The sequence below is a fragment of the Pseudomonas sp. FA117 genome, from assembly GCF_057370475.1.
The window spans coordinates 5,260,561-5,278,292 of sequence record NZ_CM170675.1; the positions used below are offsets into that span (position 1 = coordinate 5,260,561).

The 17,732-nt window shown below is 65.4% G+C and carries 16 protein-coding genes; 4 read left to right on the forward strand and 12 right to left on the reverse strand.

Annotated elements, in window-relative coordinates; translation table 11 throughout:
• Positions 1–27: 27 nt before the first annotated feature.
• Positions 28–1,053 (reverse strand): flagellar motor protein MotB, encoded by a 1,026-nt coding sequence (motB, locus tag AC1TXO_RS24205; protein WP_486404062.1) that lies wholly within the window; start codon positions 1,051–1,053, stop codon positions 28–30.
• A gap of 3 nt (positions 1,054–1,056) precedes the next feature.
• A complete protein-coding gene (motA, locus tag AC1TXO_RS24210; protein WP_151926055.1) occupies positions 1,057–1,908 on the reverse strand; it encodes a flagellar motor stator protein MotA in 852 nt (283 codons plus the stop codon).
• Between the two features lie 130 nt (positions 1,909–2,038).
• Here motA and AC1TXO_RS24215 point away from each other — a divergent pair, with 130 nt between their 5' ends.
• From AC1TXO_RS24215 to asd, 3 genes are read left to right on the forward strand one after another with little or no spacing between them, the layout of a single operon-like run.
• Positions 2,039–3,574, forward strand: coding sequence for an HDOD domain-containing protein (locus AC1TXO_RS24215; protein WP_486404063.1), 1,536 nt, complete (start codon positions 2,039–2,041; stop codon positions 3,572–3,574).
• Positions 3,575–3,619: 45 nt separating this feature from the next.
• Positions 3,620–4,429 carry a rhodanese-like domain-containing protein gene (locus AC1TXO_RS24220; RefSeq protein WP_486404064.1) on the forward strand — a complete coding sequence of 270 codons (810 nt, stop codon included), beginning with the start codon at positions 3,620–3,622 and terminating at the stop codon, positions 4,427–4,429.
• Between the two features lie 9 nt (positions 4,430–4,438).
• Positions 4,439–5,302: an archaetidylserine decarboxylase gene (gene asd, locus AC1TXO_RS24225; protein ID WP_486404065.1), complete on the forward strand. Its 864-nt coding sequence runs from the start codon at positions 4,439–4,441 to the stop codon at positions 5,300–5,302.
• 45 nt (positions 5,303–5,347) lie between these two features.
• Here the strand turns inward: asd and serB are convergent, their stop codons facing one another.
• A complete protein-coding gene (gene serB / locus AC1TXO_RS24230) occupies positions 5,348–6,562 on the reverse strand; it encodes a phosphoserine phosphatase SerB (protein WP_486404066.1) in 1,215 nt (404 codons plus the stop codon).
• Positions 6,563–6,697: 135 nt separating this feature from the next.
• Here serB and AC1TXO_RS24235 point away from each other — a divergent pair, with 135 nt between their 5' ends.
• Complete coding sequence (locus AC1TXO_RS24235) at positions 6,698–8,170, forward strand: histidine kinase (protein WP_486404067.1); 1,473 nt, start codon at positions 6,698–6,700, stop codon at positions 8,168–8,170.
• Between the two features lie 94 nt (positions 8,171–8,264).
• On the opposite strand, the gene AC1TXO_RS24240 is transcribed toward AC1TXO_RS24235, so the two are convergent.
• The 9 genes from AC1TXO_RS24240 to AC1TXO_RS24280 all read right to left on the reverse strand — a co-directional run bounded on the left by AC1TXO_RS24240 (position 8,265) and on the right by AC1TXO_RS24280 (position 17,574).
• A complete protein-coding gene (locus AC1TXO_RS24240) occupies positions 8,265–8,975 on the reverse strand; it encodes a PqiC family protein (protein WP_486404068.1) in 711 nt (236 codons plus the stop codon).
• 173 nt (positions 8,976–9,148) lie between these two features.
• Positions 9,149–11,404, reverse strand: a complete 2,256-nt coding sequence (gene parC / locus AC1TXO_RS24245) for a DNA topoisomerase IV subunit A (protein ID WP_486404069.1) — start codon at positions 11,402–11,404, stop codon at positions 9,149–9,151.
• Positions 11,405–11,414: 10 nt separating this feature from the next.
• Complete coding sequence (locus tag AC1TXO_RS24250) at positions 11,415–11,933, reverse strand: retropepsin-like aspartic protease family protein (protein WP_486404070.1); 519 nt, start codon at positions 11,931–11,933, stop codon at positions 11,415–11,417.
• Positions 11,930–12,916 carry an esterase-like activity of phytase family protein gene (locus AC1TXO_RS24255; RefSeq protein ID WP_486404071.1) on the reverse strand — a complete coding sequence of 329 codons (987 nt, stop codon included), beginning with the start codon at positions 12,914–12,916 and terminating at the stop codon, positions 11,930–11,932. Before AC1TXO_RS24255 ends, AC1TXO_RS24250 begins: the two co-directional genes overlap by 4 nt.
• The gene (gene parE, locus AC1TXO_RS24260) at positions 12,913–14,817 is read right to left on the reverse strand and encodes a DNA topoisomerase IV subunit B (RefSeq protein ID WP_486404072.1); all 1,905 of its coding nucleotides are present in this window, start codon (positions 14,815–14,817) and stop codon (positions 12,913–12,915) included. Before parE ends, AC1TXO_RS24255 begins: the two co-directional genes overlap by 4 nt.
• 35 nt (positions 14,818–14,852) lie before the next feature.
• On the reverse strand, positions 14,853–15,461 hold the full coding sequence (locus AC1TXO_RS24265; protein ID WP_486404073.1) for a YqiA/YcfP family alpha/beta fold hydrolase: 609 nt from the start codon (positions 15,459–15,461) through the stop codon (positions 14,853–14,855).
• Positions 15,462–15,613: 152 nt separating this feature from the next.
• Positions 15,614–16,429, reverse strand: coding sequence for a 3',5'-cyclic-AMP phosphodiesterase (cpdA, locus tag AC1TXO_RS24270; RefSeq protein ID WP_486404074.1), 816 nt, complete (start codon positions 16,427–16,429; stop codon positions 15,614–15,616).
• Positions 16,430–16,513: 84 nt separating this feature from the next.
• Complete coding sequence (locus AC1TXO_RS24275) at positions 16,514–16,966, reverse strand: DUF1249 domain-containing protein (RefSeq protein WP_486404075.1); 453 nt, start codon at positions 16,964–16,966, stop codon at positions 16,514–16,516.
• Positions 16,957–17,574, reverse strand: a complete 618-nt coding sequence (locus AC1TXO_RS24280) for an NUDIX domain-containing protein (RefSeq protein ID WP_486404076.1) — start codon at positions 17,572–17,574, stop codon at positions 16,957–16,959. Before AC1TXO_RS24280 ends, AC1TXO_RS24275 begins: the two co-directional genes overlap by 10 nt.
• Positions 17,575–17,732 lie beyond the last annotated feature (158 nt).

Here is a 17,732-nt window from a genome sequence, read left to right on the forward strand (position 1 = left end):
GTTGCGCCGCCCCTGCAGACTGCGGGCTCAGTTATCCTTGGGCTCGTCCATCTTCAGCACACCGTCCTCGAAGATGTTCAGCTTCTGACGCAGCTCACGCGGTTGCATCGGCGCCGCGTCATCGGCAGGCGCGGCCGAAGCACCAGGCGCACCCGGTGCACCATCGGCAGGCGCGGCAGGACTGGCCGGGGTCTCGGGAGCCCCCTGCTCGCCCTCGATGTCACGCTGGGCTTTCTTGGTGAGCACGATGATGTCGATCCGGCGGTTGACCGGATTGAACGGATTCTCGCGATCGAACAGCGACGAGGAGGCGTAACCCACCACCCGCGCCACCTGGGTATCCGGATAGCCACCGGCCACCAGCGCACGGCGCGCGGCGTTGGCACGGTTGGCCGACAGCTCCCAGTTGCCGAAGTCACCGGTACCGGCATAAGGTTTGGCATCGGTATGGCCGCTGACGCTGATCTTGTTCGGCACGGCCTTGATGGTGTCGGCCATCGCCAGCAGGATGTCTTCGAAGTACGGTTTCAGGCGCGCGCTGCCGAGGTCGAACATCGGCCGGTTCTCGGCATCCATGATCTGGATACGCAGGCCGTCCTGGGTGATCTCGAACAGGATCTGGTCCTTGAACTTCTGCAGTTGCGGGTTTTCCTCGACCTTGTTCTGCAGCTCCTGCAGCAGCAGTTGCAAACGCTCCTGCTCGACCTGCTCGGCCATGGTCTCGATCCGGTCCTTGTCCATCTGCACGCTGGTATCAGGCGTCGGCTCGGATTTTTCTTCCGGGTTGATGGTCTTTTCCGGCGCGAGCTGCGGCGACCCGCCCAGGTCGATGACGTAGGGCGTACCGCTTTCGGAGAAGCCGATCGGGTCCTTGAAGTAGCCGGCAATGGCGATCTTCTGCTCAGGGGTGGCCGTGGACAGCAGCCACAGCACCAGGAAGAACGCCATCATCGCCGTGGCGAAGTCGGCGAAGGCGATCTTCCAGGAACCGCCGTGGTGGCCGTCGCCGTAGCGCTTGACGCGCTTGACGATGATGGGCTGATTGTTCTCCATGGCTTAGCGACCGCGAACCGCTTGTTCCAGTTCGGCGAAGCTCGGACGGTGCGCCGGGTACAGCACCTTGCGCCCGAACTCGACGGCCAGCGACGGCGGCATGCCGGACGCCGAGGCCACCAGCGAGGCCTTGATCGCCTCGTAGACGTTCAGCTCTTCCTTGGCATCGTGGCGCAGGCAGTTGGCCAGCGGGCCGAAGAAACCGTAGGCGGCGAGAATACCGAAGAAAGTACCGACCAGCGCCGCACCGACGTGCAGGCCGATGGACTTCTGGTCGCCATCGCCCAGCGAGGCCATGGTCACCACGATCCCCAGTACCGCCGCGACGATACCGAAGCCGGGCATGGCGTCGGCGACGCTGGTCACCGCATGGGACGGGTGCTCGAGGTCTTCCTTCATGCTCAGCAGCTCCATGTCGAACAGGCCTTCGAGCTCATGGGGCGCCATGTTGCCGGTCGACATGATGCGCAGGTAGTCGCAGACGAACGCGGTCATCCGCGCATCGCCCATGACCGCAGGGTACTTGGCGAAGATCGGGCTGGCCGCGGGATCCTCGATGTCACCCTCGATGGCCATCATGCCCTCGCGGCGACTCTTGTTGAGAATCTCGTAGATCAGGCCCAGCACTTCCAGGTAGAAAGTATGGGTGAAGCGGCTGCCGAACATCTTCAGCGACTTCTTCATGACGTGCATGGTCATGTAGCCAGGGTTGGCCTGGAGAAACGCGCCAAAGGCCGCACCGCCGATGATCAGCACTTCGAATGGCTGGATCAGCGCCGCGATCTTGCCGTGGGAGAGCACGTATCCGCCGAGGACACTCGCGAATACGACGATGATGCCGATAATTTTAGCCATAGATTGGAAGCACTTGCTGTCGTGGTCAGGGTCAGGGGCGGAAGCTTGGAAACTCTTCTTCTCCTTATCGGCAGAACTGCGCCAGACTATAGCCACTCAATGCGAAAAGCCAGTTTGGACTGATGTCAAAATGCCAATCGAAACCAAGGTGCCAGCGCAGATTCCCTCCTCTCTAGACGCCTGGGTAAGGCTGCTCGACGGCATCCGCGTACCAGTGCCCAAAGAGAGTCACGACCGCGTTCTGGCGGCCATCAACGACAACCGCCGTTCGCTGCGCGACATCGCCGAACTGATGCAGGATAGCCCTTCGCTGGTGCTGTGCGTGATGCGCGAAGCCAACCATCCGGCCAACGCCAGCCAGGCCGAACCGGCCGAAAGCCTGGAGATCGCCCTCAACCGCCTGGGCCTGACCCGCATCCTGCAACTGATGGGGCGCCTGCCGGCGGTGCCGGGGGACGATATTCCACCGGTGCTGCGTCAGTTCCTGCTGATCAGCCAGCACGCCACCCAGCAGGCCAACGGCCTGTTCGCCAGCCGCCTGGCGCGCCTGTGGCAGGAAATCCACTGGGGCAGCCTGCTGTTCCTGTCGCCGCTGTGGGCCCTCGCACTGGCCTACCCCAAGCTGCTCGACACCTGGGAACTGCGGGTCATCCACAAGGGCGAAGAGGCAGCCGAAGTCGAACACGCGCTGTTCGGCGTACGCATCATGGAACTGTGCCGCGCGGTCGCCACCCACTGGCGCCTGCCGGAGTGGGTCACCCAGGGTTATCGCCTGCTGCTCGAGGAACGCGAGCAACTGGCCCAGGTGCTGAGCATCGCCCGCGACCCGGACGACCTCAGCCAGCAACACCGCCTCGATGAAGAGCCCGGCCTGCGCCGCTGGTTCAACCAGCCGGCCAACACCGTGCTGCTGGCCAACGGCCTGGCACTGTCGGCCCAGGTCGGCTGGGACAACCCGCACTTGCTGCGCTGGCAACTGCTCACGGCCATGTACCTGCAGACCACGCTGGACGATGTCCAGCAGCAGGTGCACCAGCAGGCTGCGGCAAGTGCCCGCCACCATGCCCGACACGCCCTGTTCCACCCCGCCGAGGCGTTGATCTGGCCCTGGCACCAGCGCCGCCCGCACCCGGACATGCTCACCCCGCCGCCGCCCCCGGCCCAGGATCTGGAGCGCTGGCGCACGCTGTGCCGCGAATTGCTGGCCCAGCCCAGCCCGTTCAGCAACACCGTGCACCTGGCCACCCATGCCCGCGATGCACTGCTGGCCTGCGGCATGCAGCGGGTGATGCTGTTGCTGCTCGACAAGCCCAACGACTGCCTGCGTGTGCAGCAGACTGCCGGCCTGCCGCGGGAGGCCTCGAGCCTGGCGCTGGCAACGGAGCAGAGCAGGCTGCTGCAAAAACTGCTGGGCAAGGCCGCGCAACTGCGCCTGACGCCCGCCAACCATGCCCAGTTTTCCGCCCTGCTGCCGGCACCGCTGCGTGCGTTGTTCCCCAGCGAAAACTTGCTGTTGCGCTCGCTGGCCGTGAACGACCAGGTACTGATGCTGGCGATCGCCGACCAGGGTGGCAAGCCGCTTGCGGACGTGAGCGTGCAAGCCTTCGGTAAAACCGCGCAATGCATCGAGCGCGCGCTGACCAGCTTCGCCAACCGCAATGGCTGAACCTTGCGCTACAATCGCCCCTCCCTTGCTCCCCGGAGACCGTGGATGACTGATTTTTCCGGCTTGCCCCTGGTGATCGAAGCCGCCGACCTGCTGCCGCGCCTGGATTCGCCCGAGCTGATCCTGGTCGACCTGAGCAGTGCCAACCGCTATGTCAGCGGCCATATCCCCGGCGCACGGTTCGTCGAAGGCAAACGCACCCAGCTGGGCCAGCCACCGGCACCCGGCCTGCTTGCGCCGCTGGCCGACCTGGAAAAGCTGTTCAGCGAACTGGGCCACCGTGAAGACGCAGTGTACGTGGTGTACGACGACGAAGGCGGCGGCTGGGCCGGGCGCTTCATCTGGCTGCTCGATGTGATCGGCCACGGTCGTTACCACTACCTCAACGGCGGTATCCAGGCCTGGCCGGCGGACAAGCTCGGCACCGAGGTGCCAGCAGCGGCCAACACACCGGTCAGCCTGCGCCTGCACAGCGAACCCACCGCCACCCGCGAGTACCTGCAGAGCCGCCTGGGCGCCGACGACCTGGTGGTCTGGGACGCCCGCGCCCCGCAGGAATTCAACGGCGAGAAGGTCCTGGCCGCCAGGGGTGGGCACATTCCCGGCGCGGTCAACTTCGAGTGGACCGCCGGCATGGACCTCAACGACCACCTGCGCATCCGCCAGGACATCGCCGACGTCCTGAAGCAGCTGGGCATCACCCCGGACAAGGAAGTGATCACCCACTGCCAGACCCACCGTCGCTCCGGATTCACCTACCTGGTGGCCAAGTCACTCGGCTATCCACGGGTCAAGGCCTATGCCGGCTCGTGGAGCGAGTGGGGCAATCACCCGGACACGCCTGTAGAAGTTTAAGGAACCTGCATGAAATCCCGTCTGTTCATCATCAGTCAGCACCTGCTGCCGCACCACCTGCTGTCGCGCCTGGCCGGCTGCGTCGCCGAGTGCCGCGCACGCTGGTTCAAGAATGCCTTCACCGCCTGGTTCGCCAAGCGCTACCAGGTGAACATGTCCGAAGCGCTGGTCGAAGACCTCAGCGCCTACGAGCACTTCAACGCCTTCTTCACCCGTGCCCTGAAGCCGGGTGCGCGTCCGCTGGACGAGACGCCGGGCGCCATCCTGTGCCCGGCCGACGGCGCCGTCAGCCAGCTCGGTCCGATCGAGCACGGCCGCATCTTCCAGGCCAAGGGCCACAGCTTCAGCGCCCTGGAACTGCTCGGCGGCGACCCGGCACTGGCCGCGCCGTTCATGGGCGGCGAGTTCGCCACCATCTACCTGTCGCCGAAGGACTATCACCGCGTGCACATGCCGCTGGCCGGCACCCTGCGTGAGATGGTCTACGTGCCGGGCCGCCTGTTCTCGGTCAACCAGACCACGGCAGAGAACGTCCCGGAACTGTTCGCCCGCAACGAGCGCGTGGTTTGCCTGTTCGACACCGAGCGCGGGCCGATGGCCGTGGTGCTGGTGGGCGCGATGATCGTCGCCTCGATCGAGACGGTCTGGGCCGGGCTGGTCACACCGCCCAAGCGCGAGCTGAAGACCTTCCGCTATGACGAAGCCAGCCGCGCAGCGATTCACCTGGAAAAAGGCGCAGAGCTGGGGCGCTTCAAGCTGGGATCGACCGCGATCGTGCTGTTCGGGCCAGAGCAGGTGAAATGGGCCGAAGCCCTGGGCGCCGGCTCTGCGGTGCGCATGGGCGAACAACTGGCGCTGCCGGTTCAGGGCTGACCCAGGAGCGCTGGGGCCGCAAGGCGGCCCCGCTGTTTCAAGGTTTCACGCGCGACCGTCGCGGTCACGCCAGCCGAGCAGGTAGAGCACGCCATCGAGGCCCAGTGTGGAAATCGCCTGCCTGGCCGACTGGCGCACCAGCGGCTTGGCACGGAAGGCCACGCCCAGGCCGGCCAGCGACAGCATCGGCAGGTCATTGGCGCCGTCACCCACGGCGATGGTCTGCTCCAGCTGCAAGCCTTCCTTGTGTGCCAGTTCCTGCAGCAGATCGGCCTTGCGCTGGGCATCGACAATCGGCTCGATGGCCACGCCCGTCACCTTGCCATCCACCACTTCCAGCTCGTTGGCGAACACATAGTCGATGCCCAGGCGCGCCTGCACCTGTTTGGCGAAGTAGGAGAAGCCACCCGAGAGAATCGCCGTCTTGTAGCCCAGGCGCTTGAGCTCGGCGAACAGGTGCTCGGCACCTTCGGTCAGGCGCAGCGACGCGCCGATTTCGTCCAGCACACCCACATCCAGTCCCTTGAGCAGCGCCATGCGCTCCTTGAAGCTGGCGCGGAAGTCCAGCTCGCCGCGCATCGCGCGCTCGGTGATCGCCGCCACCTGCTCACCGACACCGGCAGCCTTGGCCAGTTCGTCGATCACTTCGGCCTCGATCAGCGTCGAGTCCATGTCGAACACCGCCAGGCGACGGTTGCGGCGGAACAGGTCATCCTGCTGGAAGGCAATGTCGATACCCTGCTCGGCCGACAACGCAAAGAAGTCGGCACGCAGGGCCTGGGCATCGCTGGGCTCGCCACGCACGGAGATCTCCAGGCAGGCCCGGCCCTTGTCGGTCGCGGCGTCCAGCGCCACGCGCGCCGACAGGCGCTCGATGCGCTCGATGGTCAGGCCGTACTGGCTGATGACCGCACTCACCCGCTGCAGTTGCTCGGGCGTGACCTTGCGGCTGAGCAGGGTGACGATGTGGCGGTTGTCGCCATGGCCATCGGCCCAGCGCTGGTAGTCGGCTTCGGAAACCGGCGTGTAGCGGGCCTGCAGGTTCAGCTCGTGGGCCTTGGATTGCACGCTCTGCAGCAGGCTGGTGGCGACTTCGTTGTCGGGAATGTCGACCAGGATGCCGAACGACAAAGTGCCGTGCATGACCGCCAGCCCGATGTCGAGGATGTTCACACCGCCCTGGAGCAGGACGCCGGTGATGGCCGCAGTGAGACCCGGACGGTCTTCACCAGTGATGTTGATCAGGACGATTTCGCGCAAGACCGGGCTCCAACTCGATGAAAAATGCGCATTCTACCCACTTTCCGTGACCATCGGGCGCCATCGACGCTTTGCCGACAAAACGCGGGTCGCTATACTGCCCAGCATCTATTCCGCCATGAAGAGCCGCGCTCTGTGAACCGGCCCACGCCCGTCAAAACCGACAACTTCTTTCTGATGATCTTCCGAGCCCTGCGCCAGCGCCGTATTCCCCTGGCATTGCGCATCGCCAGCCACAACATCTTCCTGGTGGCCCTGGCGCTGGTGATCTATGCCTGCGTGATGGGCCTGCAGTTCAAGCAGGCGATGCACGAGCAGGCCGATGCCGTCGGCCAGAGCCTGACCGTGCAGACCGCGACCTCGGCCACGGAGCTGCTGGTGTCCAACGACATCCTCAGCCTCAACGTGCTGCTGGGCAACCTGGTGAAGAACCCGCTGGTGGCCCACGCGGCGATCTACAGCGTCGACAACCGCATCCTCGCCGAGGCCGGGCAACGGCCGAAGAACGGCTTGCTGGGCGAGGCCGAGGGGGTGTACCAGACCAAGATCACCTTCCAGGACGTGAGCGCCGGGCAACTGCGCATCAGCCTGGACATGAGCCAGTTCCAGCAACCGATGCTGATCAGTCTGCAGAGCATGGGCATCCTCGCGGCCATCCTGCTCGCGCTGGCACTCACGCTCAGCCTGCGCCTGGGTCGCTTCATCTCGACGCCGCTGCTGCAGCTGCGCGTCTGGCTGCGCGACCCGCACCCTTACACGCCGGCGATCGAGCGCCAGGACGAGATCGGCGATCTGGCCCGTCAGCTTCATGCGCGCCTGGCACCGCCGCCACCGCCGGAGCCGGAAGAAGAGGAAGACGACGAGGAAGACTTCACCGACCTGCATGTCGAGGAGCCGCCACGCAAGGCCGTAACCAAGCCAGTGCCGGCCAAGGTGACCGCCCAGGACGACGACGCGGACGACGACGCCTTCGCCGACCTGATCGACGACAGCGAGCACAGCCCCAGGCCATTGCCTTCGGTGGAGTCGGACGAACCCAACACCAGCGCCGTGCTGGCCGTGCAGCTGGGCTCCCAGGAGCAACTGCGTCGCCTGCCGCGCACACGCCTGACCGAGCTGCTGGAGCGCTACCGCGACTGCCTCGACCAGGCCGCTTCGCTGTATGAGGGCGAAGTGCACACCCTCAACGACGGCAGTACGCTGCTGCTGTTCCACAGCCGAGACAGCGGCGAAGACTACCTCACCAACGCCATCTGCTGCGGCGAGCTGCTGCGCGCCCTGGGCCACGCCCTGCAGATCGAGGTGGCCGACAGCGGCATCACCCTGCAGCTGCAATTGGGCCTGGCCCTGGGCGAGGACCTGCTGGGCATGGACCAGGTCGACCTGCTGATGACCGAGAAGGCCCAGGATGCCCTGGCCCTGTCGCAGCACAGCCGCAACCTGCTGCTGGTCGAGCGCCAGGTCAGCGACGATGCGCTGATCCGCCAGCGCGCACGTATCCGCCCCATCGCCAGCCCCGAAGGCGCCTGCTGTGTCGAACGGCTTATGGAACCCTACCCGTCGATGCTCGAACGCCAGCTGGCACGCATGCACGAGCGTCGCGCCTAGGCCTGATGTCGCACAAGGGCTGCAAAGCAGCCCTGACAAACCACCAGGACACAAAAAAGCCCGCATCACTGCGGGCTTTTTCATATCTGCCGGATCAGAACCGATAGACTTCCATATCGGTGCGGATCGGCGAAGCCATCGGAATCTTCGACTTCTCCGGCTCCTTCTTGACCTGAACCGGAGCAGCCGGTTTCTTCGGCGTTTCTTCGGCGACCGCCGGCTGGTTGGCCAACGGCTTGACGGTCACGCTCAGTTGTTCGACCAGCTTCTGCAGCAGTTGCCCCTGGGCCTGGACCTGCGAGGCCTCGCTGCCTTCGTGCTGCTGCTCGAGGTGGACGATCCGGTTGTCACGCACATGGCCACGGCGGTCCAGCACGCGCCACTGGGCATCGAGGATCGCCGGCTGGTTGGCGCCCGAGTCCAGGCGGGTGATCGACAGCAGCACCTGCACGTCAGGGGTAAAGCCGGTGCTGGCAGGTGCAAGCACGACGCGCTGGCTGTCCAGGCGCCAGGCGAGTTGACGCACCAGCAACTGATCGATATCCGACGAAAGGCTACCGGCCCAGCGACCGTCGGTCGCTGCGGTCAGGCTGCCGTCGGCCTGGCGCTGCAGGAAGGTTTCACGTTGCAGGTAGTCGGCTACCGAGACCGGGCCGAGCACGACTGCCATGCCGGCGGCCTGCGAGGGCTGGCCGGGGTCGCCGCTGTCGAGTTGGTACAGGGCAACCGGCTGGTGCATGCTGCACCCGCCCAGACCCAGCAAACCCGTCATCAGCAGCGCAAATGGAAGGCGCAGAAATTTCATCATCCCATCCAAGCGGCCGCCGCCCGGCAACCGCAGTGATACTCGTGTGGATTCCCGCGGGCACACGGCCACGCCGGCCCCGCAAGGGGTGTATCATCCGCGAAATAGTCGCCAGACTCCAGCGTTTCCGCCCGGAACGACGCTGAAAACGCCGTTCCAGACGAATAGCCGGTTTACTCCGGGCGCTCCACCGTCATGCCGTCGACTCGCTGGAAGCCACGTGGCAATTTGCTACCACGCCGTCCGCGTTCGCCTTTGTAATGTTCAAGGTCATCCGGCTTGAGTGACAGGGTACGCTTGCCAGCCTGCAATACAAGCGTCGATCCCTCGGCGATCACCGCAAGATCGGTGACGAATTCTTCACGACTGGCCACCCGGTCACCCGGTACGCCGATGATCTTGTTGCCCTTGCCCTTGCCCAGTTGCGGCAGGTCGGCAACCTTGAACACCAGCAGGCGACCTTCGGTGGTCACCGCCGCCAGCCAGTCCTGCTCGCGGTCGGCCACCGGCCGCGGCGTCATGACCTTGGCGCCGTTTGGCAGGCTGAGCAGCCCTTTGCCCGCCTTGTTCTTGGCCTGCAGATCCTCGCCCTTGACCACGAAGCCGTAGCCGGCATCGGAGGCCACCACATACAGCGCCTCGTCGTCAGGCAGCAGCACGCATTCGAAGGTCGCACCTGGCGGTGGCGTCAGACGGCCGGTCAGCGGCTCGCCCTGGCCACGGGCCGATGGCAGGCTGTGTGCTGCCACCGAGTAGCTGCGGCCAGTCGAGTCGATCAGCACCGCAAACTGGTTCGAACGCCCCGCTGCCGCCGCCTTGAAGCCGTCACCGGCCTTGTAGGAGAGGCCGGTGGCATCGATGTCGTGGCCCTTGGCGCAACGCACCCAGCCCTTCTCCGACAGCACCACCGTGACCGGCTCGGTCGGCATCAGTTCGTTTTCCGAGAGGGCCTTGGCTTCGGCGCGCTCGACGATCGGCGAGCGACGGTCGTCGCCGTAGGTCTCGGCGTCCTTGATCAGTTCGCTGCGCACCAGCTTGCGCAGCTTCGCCTCGCTGCCCAGCAGAGCTTGCAGCTTGGCCTGCTCCTTGAGCAGTTCGTCCTGCTCGCCGCGGATCTTCATTTCCTCAAGACGCGCCAACTGGCGCAGGCGAGTCTCGAGGATGTAGTCGGCCTGGATCTCGGTCAGCTCGAAGCGCTCGATCAGCGCCTGCTTGGGGTGATCCTCGGTGCGGATGATGTGGATCACTTCATCCAGGTTGAGGAATGCGGTGAGCAAACCATCCAGCAGGTGCAGGCGCTTCTCGACCTTGTCCAGACGGAACTGCAGGCGTCGGCGCACGGTGCCGATGCGGAACTGCAGCCACTCCTGCAGCAAGGTACGCAGGTTCTTCAGCTGCGGACGACCGTCCAGGCCGATGATGTTGACGTTGACCCGGTAGCTGTTTTCCAGATCGGTGGTGGCGAACAGGTGTTGCATCAGCTCGTCGGCATCGACACGGTTGGAGCGCGGGATGATGACGATGCGGCAGGGGTTCTCGTGGTCGGATTCATCACGCAGGTCGGCGACCATCGGCAGCTTCTTGTTCTGCATCTGCGCGGCGATCTGCTCCAGCACCTTGGCGCCGGAGACCTGATGCGGCAGCGCGGTGACGACGATGTCGCCATCCTCGACGCGGTATACCGCACGCATGCGGATCGAGCCCTTGCCGGTCTCGTAGATCTTCTGGATCTCGGCACGTGGGGTGACGATCTCGGCTTCGGTCGGATAATCCGGACCCTGGATATGCTCGCAGAGCTGCTCGATGGTCGCCTTCGGCTCGTCGAGCAGGCGCACGCAGGCGCTGGCGACTTCGCGCAGGTTGTGCGGCGGCACGTCGGTGGCCATGCCCACGGCGATGCCGGTGGTGCCGTTGAGCAGGATGTTCGGCAGGCGTGCCGGCAGAACCTGCGGCTCCTGCAGGGTGCCGTCGAAGTTCGGCACCCAGTCGACCGTGCCCTGGCCCAGCTCGCTGAGCAGCACTTCGGAGTAGCGCGACAGTCGCGCCTCGGTGTAACGCATGGCGGCGAACGACTTCGGATCGTCCGGCGCACCCCAGTTGCCCTGGCCGTCGACCAGGGTGTAGCGGTAGCTGAACGGCTGCGCCATCAGCACCATGGCTTCGTAGCAGGCCGAGTCGCCGTGGGGGTGGAATTTACCGAGCACGTCACCGACGGTACGCGCCGACTTCTTGTGCTTGGAGTCGGCATCCAGGCCCAGCTCGCTCATGGCATAGACGATGCGCCGTTGCACCGGCTTGAGGCCGTCGCCGATGTGCGGCAGGGCGCGGTCCATGATCACGTACATGGAATAGTTGAGGTAGGCCTGTTCGGTGAAGTCGGCCAGGGAACGGCGTTCGACGCCTTCGAGACTGTCCAGTAAGTCGCTCATGCGAGCCTCGTCATTTCAGGTTCTGGCGCAGCAGCATGGTGCCGCCGCGCTGAGTAAATTCAAGTTGTTTCAGGGCGCTCATGCCGAGCAGCACCGTCTGTCCGTCGAGCCCCGGCACCACCAGGGCACGCACATCGCGCAGGCGGATATCGCCCAGTTGCAGGCTGTCGAGCCGCGTGCGATAGCCCTCGGTGCGTCCGTTGGCAGTGCTGAGCGTCACCGGTGCACCGCGCTGCAGCGAAAGATCGCGGGCCAGCGCCTCGGGAATCGCCACATCCGTGGCCCCGGTGTCGAGCATGAAGTGCACCACCTTGCCGTTGATGTTGCCGTCGGCGACGAAGTGACCCTGGCCGTTGCTCAGCAGGCGCACCTCGATGAAGCCCTCGCCGCGCTCGGACTGCACCACGCTGTTGGGGTTGTTCTGCCGGTCTTCCCATTGCCCGAAGAAACGCGTGGCGAGAAACATCGCCGCCGCCCAGGCCAGGACCATCAGCACCCGGCCCGCCCGCCTGCCCGCTGGCTGGCTCAAGGCTTGCTGCTCCAGCCACCGGCCGGCGCGGCGAAGCGCCAGACGATCGGGCGGGTTTCACCATCGGCACGGGTGCCGTTGTTGTTGTCCAGGCCGATCCAGGCGCCGTCCTTGTCGATCACCAGCGCTTCAGCCAGGCCGAACGGCTGGTCGTAGCGGCGCGAGTCGACCAGGGCATCGGCGGCAAACGACCAGCAGCGCTCAACCGCGCCGCTGTCGGCATCGCGACGACATATCCGAAACGCGTTGCGCTCGAGGGTGAACAGCTTGCCGTCGAACAGCGCCAGGTCGGCGAAATCCCGCGACAACGCGCGCGAACCGGGCATCTGCGGCGGCTGCATCTCTACGCCGGCCTCGCTGAGCAACACGCAGCTGACGCCGCAGGTCCACACCGACTGCTGGCGCTGCACCGCGATCAGACCGCGACGCTCGCGCTCGGCGGCCAGCCACAGGCGGTCGCCGGCCGGGTTGATCGCCAGCCCCTCGAACAGGGCATTGAAGTGCAGCAGCATGCCGCTGGCACGCGCCTGGCGCACCATGGCCGGGTCGATCCTCAGCCAGTTCGGCTCACCCTCGACGGGCAGTTGCAGCACCGCCGCATGTGCCTCGCTGACCAGGTAGAAATTGCCCGCAGCGTCGCAGGTGATGCCTTCGAAATCCAGTTCGCCGCCGCGGATGAACGACACCGCCCAGTTGCGCGACTTCAACCCCCACGGCAGGCCGCTTTCCGGCACGGGCGGCGGGGTGAAGGTCAACGCCTCGGCGCGCCATACGCCGTCCTGCTGGTCCAGCCGGTAGATACGATCGTCGTCGCGGTCGGAAACGCCCCACAAGGCGCCGCGACACTGGGCCAGGCCCGACAGGTTGCCGCCACGCATGCCCTCGATCGGGTGCTCGGCAGTCAGCGTGAGCTCTGGCCAGTCGCTGGCCAGGCTCGGCAGGCAGGCCAGCGCGAGCAAGGCTGCGACGAGCAGACGAATCAAACCAGGACCTCGGCCAGGTTGCCTTTGGTCTCCAGCCAGTTCTTGCGGTCGCTCGCCCGTTTCTTGGCCAGCAGCATGTCCATGATCTCGGTGGTGCCGGCCAGGTCGTCCAGGGTGAGCTGCACCAGGCGCCGGGTGTTCGGGTCCATGGTGGTTTCACGCAGCTGTGGCGGGTTCATTTCGCCCAGCCCCTTGAATCGGGTGACCTGGGGCTTGCCGCGTTTCTTCTCGGCGACCAGGCGGTCGAGAATGCCGTCGCGCTCGGCCTCGTCCAGGGCGTAGTAGATCTCCTTGCCCAGGTCGATGCGGTACAACGGCGGCATGGCCACGTAGACGTGACCGGCCTCGACCAGCGGGCGGAAGTGCTGGACGAACAGCGCGCACAGCAGCGTGGCGATGTGCAAGCCGTCGGAGTCGGCGTCGGCGAGGATGCAGATCTTGCCGTAGCGCAGCTGCGACAGGTCGGTGGCACCCGGATCGACGCCGATGGCCACGGCGATGTTGTGCACCTCCTGGCTGGCCAGGACTTCACCCCCGTCGACTTCCCAGGTGTTGAGGATCTTGCCGCGCAGCGGCAGGATCGCCTGGAACTCCTTGTCGCGCGCCTGCTTGGCCGAACCACCGGCCGAATCACCCTCGACCAGGAACAGCTCGGCACGCATCGGGTCCTGACCGGCGCAATCGGCCAGCTTGCCGGGCAATGCCGGCCCCTGGGTGATGCGCTTGCGCTCGACCTTCTTGCTCGCCTTGAGGCGTCGGCCGGCGTTGCTGATCGCCAGCTCCGCCAGTTGCATGCCCAGTTCCGGGTGGGCGTTGAGCCACAGGCTGAAGGCGTCCTTCACGACGCCGGAAACGAAGGCTGCGGCTTCGCGCGACGACAGGCGTTCCTTGGTCTGGCCGGAGAACTGCGGCTCCTGCATCTTCATCGACAGTACGAAGGTGATGCGCTCCCAGACGTCTTCGGGCGCCAGCTTCACCCCGCGCGGCAGCAGGTTGCGGAACTCGCAGAACTCGCGCATGGCATCGAGCAGGCCCTGGCGCAGGCCGTTGACGTGGGTGCCGCCCTGGGCGGTAGGGATCAGGTTGACGTAGCTTTCCTGGACGCTGTCGCCACCTTCGGGCAGCCACAGCAGCGCCCAGTCCACGGCTTCCTTGTTACCGGCCAGGCTGCCGCAGAACGGCTCGTCGGGCAGGCGCTGGAATTCGCTGACCGAGTCGACCAGGTACGAGCGCAGGCCGTCTTCGTAGTGCCACTCGACCTTTTCGCCGGTGCCTTTGTCCTCGAAGCTGATCGACAGCCCCGGGCACAGCACGGCCTTGGCCTTGAGCACGTGCTTGAGGCGGCTGATGGAGAACTTGGCCGAGTCGAAGTACTTGGGGTCGGGCGCGAAGTACACGCTGGTGCCGGTGTTGCGCTTGCCGACCGTGCCGATCACTTCCAGATCGGTGGCCTTGAAGCCATCGGCGAAGGTCATCTGGTACTCGTTGCCGTCACGCTTGACCCGTACGCGAACCTGGGTCGACAGGGCATTGACCACCGAAATGCCCACGCCGTGCAGGCCGCCGGAGAACTGGTAGTTCTTGTTGGAGAACTTGCCGCCGGCGTGCAGCTTGGTGAGGATCAGCTCGACGCCCGACACGCCCTCTTCGGGGTGGATGTCCACCGGCATGCCGCGGCCATCGTCGCTGACCTCCAGCGAGTGGTCGGCGTGCAGCACGACCTGGATCGAGCGGGCATGACCGGCCAGGGCTTCGTCGACGCTGTTGTCGATGACTTCCTGGGCCAGGTGGTTGGGCCGGCTGGTGTCGGTGTACATGCCCGGCCGCTTGCGGACCGGGTCAAGGCCGGAGAGGACTTCGATGGCGTCTGCGTTATAGGCGCTAGCGCTGGGATTGGCCATGGGTTCTCGTCGTCAGTCTGATGAATGCAAAAAGGTCAAAATACAGAAAAATCGAGCGCGTCATACTGCGCCCGGGCAACGCCGGCAAAGGCCAGCAAGGCCGGCAGACGCTGGGCGAAGCCTTGGAAACTGTGGTCGCCGCCGGCCTCGATACGCAGGGCACAGGCCCGGTAATAACGCTCGGCGTGGCGATAGTCCAGCGTTTCATCGGCGGTCTGCAACCACACTTGATAGCGCGAGGCATCCTCGGGGGGTGGCACTTCCAGTTCGGCCAGGGCCTGTACGTGGTCGTGGGTCAGCTCCCAGGTTTCACCGCTGTAGTGGTTGCGCTGAGTACCGAGGTAGCCGTCGAAATGCTTGTGCGGGGTCACGGCCGGGTTGACCAGCAAGGCCTTGAGGCCATGGCGCTCGGCCAGGTGCGTGGCATAGTAGCCGCCGAGGGAGCTGCCGACCAGCAGCGGCGTGCCGAGTTCGGCGATGCACGCTTCGAGCTGGGCCATGGCCTGGCGCGGATGATGGTGCAGTTCGGGAACGCGCAGCTGCGCGCTCAGGCCGAGCTGTTGCATCACTGCCGCGAGCTGGCACGCCTTGGTGGACAACGGCGAGCTGTTGAAGCCATGGATATAGAGGATGGAACCCGACATGCTGCCCCCGGAATCTGTGGCTTCGCGCCCGACGATGCGGGCACAGGGACGCGCAGTGTAGCGCGTTCGCCGGGTTTTGGCGCAAGGGTGGGATTTTCGCAACACAATCTTCAAATCCGCGCCGCCCCGATGCTGCAGCACAGGCAGAGCTGTCAGTAACCCGGGCTGTTGAAATCCAGGCTCACCACGAAATCCCGCGCCCGCTCGACGCCGGTCTCCAGCCGTCCGTCGGCATGCAGCCGCAGCCAGCGATAACCTGGCTGTTCTTCGCTGACCTTGAAGTCCTCGCTGCGCGCCGCGAACTGGATACAGGTCGACGGCGTGGCCAACAGGCGAATGCCGTTGCGCACTTCATCCCATTCCTGATGGATGTGTCCCCAGAGCAAAGCCTTGACCTGCGCATGCCGGGTCAGGCGCTGCAGCAGTTCGTCGGCGTTGCGCAGGCCGATCGGCGCAATCCAGGCGCAGCCGATATCCACCGGCTGGTGGTGGCAGCACACCAGGCAGTGGCGCTCGCCGGCACTCGCCAGGGCTGCATCGAGGGTCGCCAGCTGATCCGCTTCCAGTTGCCCGTGGGTCGCACCGGATACTGCCGTATTGAGCATGACGACGCGCCAGGCGCCGATATCGGTCACCGCAGTCACAAGATCAGTGCCCTGCGCGATCTCGGCCATGACCTTCGCTTCATCATGGTTGCCCGGCAACCAACGGGTCGGCACCGCGAGACCGCCGGTCAGCTGGCGAAACGCTGTGTAGGACGCCTCGCTGCCATCCTGGGACAGGTCCCCGGTGCACAGCAGCAGGTCGATGCGCGGCTGCTCACGCTGCACCTGGGCCACGACATGACGCAGGCTGTCGCGGGTGTTCAGGCCCAGCAAAGTGCCTGCCGGATCGGCGAACAAGTGGGCGTCGGTCAGCTGCACCACGTGCACGGGCGCTTGGGCCCAGGGGGTTGATGGATGCGACAACGGCCGTCTCCTTGGTCGGATTCGGCACGATTATGGCCGCTGAAAGGGGTGGAGCAAATACTCGAAACCTACCGACGTCACATTTCAACGCACGGTTTCGTACTCATGGCCGCAGGCCAGGCAGTGGCTCAGCCACTCACCGAGGAACAGGTTGAGCTGGGCTTTTTCGTCGGGCTGGTGCATGGCGGCATTGGGGTACGGGTAGATGCTGCGCAGGCGTCGAGTGTGCTCGGCACTCACCACCTCGGCCATGCGCGCGTCGTGATACACCTGCACCTCGAGTTGCGGCACCGGCAGCCACGGCAGACTGTGCTCCTGGCACACCCGCAGGGTGGTGGTGTAGGGGCAGGCCAGCACTACATCGAGCACCAGCACGCCGAGCATCTGGTCGCCCTGGGTCATGCCGATGCGCCGCGAGCTCTGCGTGGTGCGCATGTCCGGCAGCAGGCGCATCAGCCGCGCATAGTTGGCCTCGCAGGCGGCCTGCAGGCCGGCAAGGTCGACCCGGTAGCGTTCGCGCAGCAGGTTCACTTCCACATCCCCCGGACTTCATCACGGTTCAGCGCCAGCCACTGCAGGGCGATGATGCTCGCCGCGTTGGCGATGCGCCCGTCACGTACGGCCTGCAAGGCATCCTCGAACGACCAGACACGCACACGAATGTCTTCGCCCTCATCTTCCAGCCCGTGCAGGCCCCCAGCGCCTTCGCTGCTGCAGCGCCCAAGGAACAGGTGGACGAACTCGTCGCTGCCGCCCGGTGACGGGAAATAGCGGGTCATCGGCCACAGCGCCGAGAAGCTCAGGCCGGCCTCTTCCTCGGCTTCGCGGTGGGCGACTTCCTCGGGTTGCTCGTCCTTGTCGATCAGCCCGGCGACCAGCTCGATCAGCCAGGGGTTGTCGGTCTTGTCCAGCGCACCGACGCGAAACTGCTCGATCAGCACCACTTCGTCACGTTGCGGATCGTAGGGCAGCACGCAGACGGCATCATGGCGCACGAACAGCTCGCGGCTGATCTCGCGCCCCATGCCGCCGGCGAACAATTCGTGGCGCAGGCGCACCTTGTCGAGCTTGTAGAAGCCCTGGAAGCAATTGGCCCTTTCGACGATCTCGACCGCCCGGGGCACCGAATTCAAGGTGTCTGACATGGAATTCCTCGTTACATCAACAACTGCGTCGCGCCATCCTACTCTGCGTGCCGCCACCTTTCATCCCTTTCCGGCGACCGGGACAGGCCCCGCCCACTCTGTTAGCTTAGTGGCGAACCGAAGGCTCTGCCGACGGTCCAAGGCCGATCATCCATGTT

Excerpts from the sequence above, each read along its gene's own strand:
- parE (WP_486404072.1), bottom strand. The coding sequence starts at position 14,817 with ATGGCCAATCCCAGCGCTAGCGCCTATAACGCAGACGCCATCGAAGTC.
- AC1TXO_RS24265 (WP_486404073.1), bottom strand. The coding sequence starts at position 15,461 with ATGTCGGGTTCCATCCTCTATATCCATGGCTTCAACAGCTCGCCGTTG.
- AC1TXO_RS24220 (WP_486404064.1), top strand. The coding sequence starts at position 3,620 with ATGACTGATTTTTCCGGCTTGCCCCTGGTGATCGAAGCCGCCGACCTG.
- asd (WP_486404065.1), top strand. The coding sequence starts at position 4,439 with ATGAAATCCCGTCTGTTCATCATCAGTCAGCACCTGCTGCCGCACCAC.
- AC1TXO_RS24215 (WP_486404063.1), top strand. The coding sequence starts at position 2,039 with ATGCCAATCGAAACCAAGGTGCCAGCGCAGATTCCCTCCTCTCTAGAC.
- AC1TXO_RS24240 (WP_486404068.1), bottom strand. The coding sequence starts at position 8,975 with ATGAAATTTCTGCGCCTTCCATTTGCGCTGCTGATGACGGGTTTGCTG.
- motA (WP_151926055.1), bottom strand. The coding sequence starts at position 1,908 with ATGGCTAAAATTATCGGCATCATCGTCGTATTCGCGAGTGTCCTCGGC.
- parC (WP_486404069.1), bottom strand. The coding sequence starts at position 11,404 with ATGAGCGACTTACTGGACAGTCTCGAAGGCGTCGAACGCCGTTCCCTG.
- motB (WP_486404062.1), bottom strand. The coding sequence starts at position 1,053 with ATGGAGAACAATCAGCCCATCATCGTCAAGCGCGTCAAGCGCTACGGC.
- AC1TXO_RS24280 (WP_486404076.1), bottom strand. The coding sequence starts at position 17,574 with ATGTCAGACACCTTGAATTCGGTGCCCCGGGCGGTCGAGATCGTCGAA.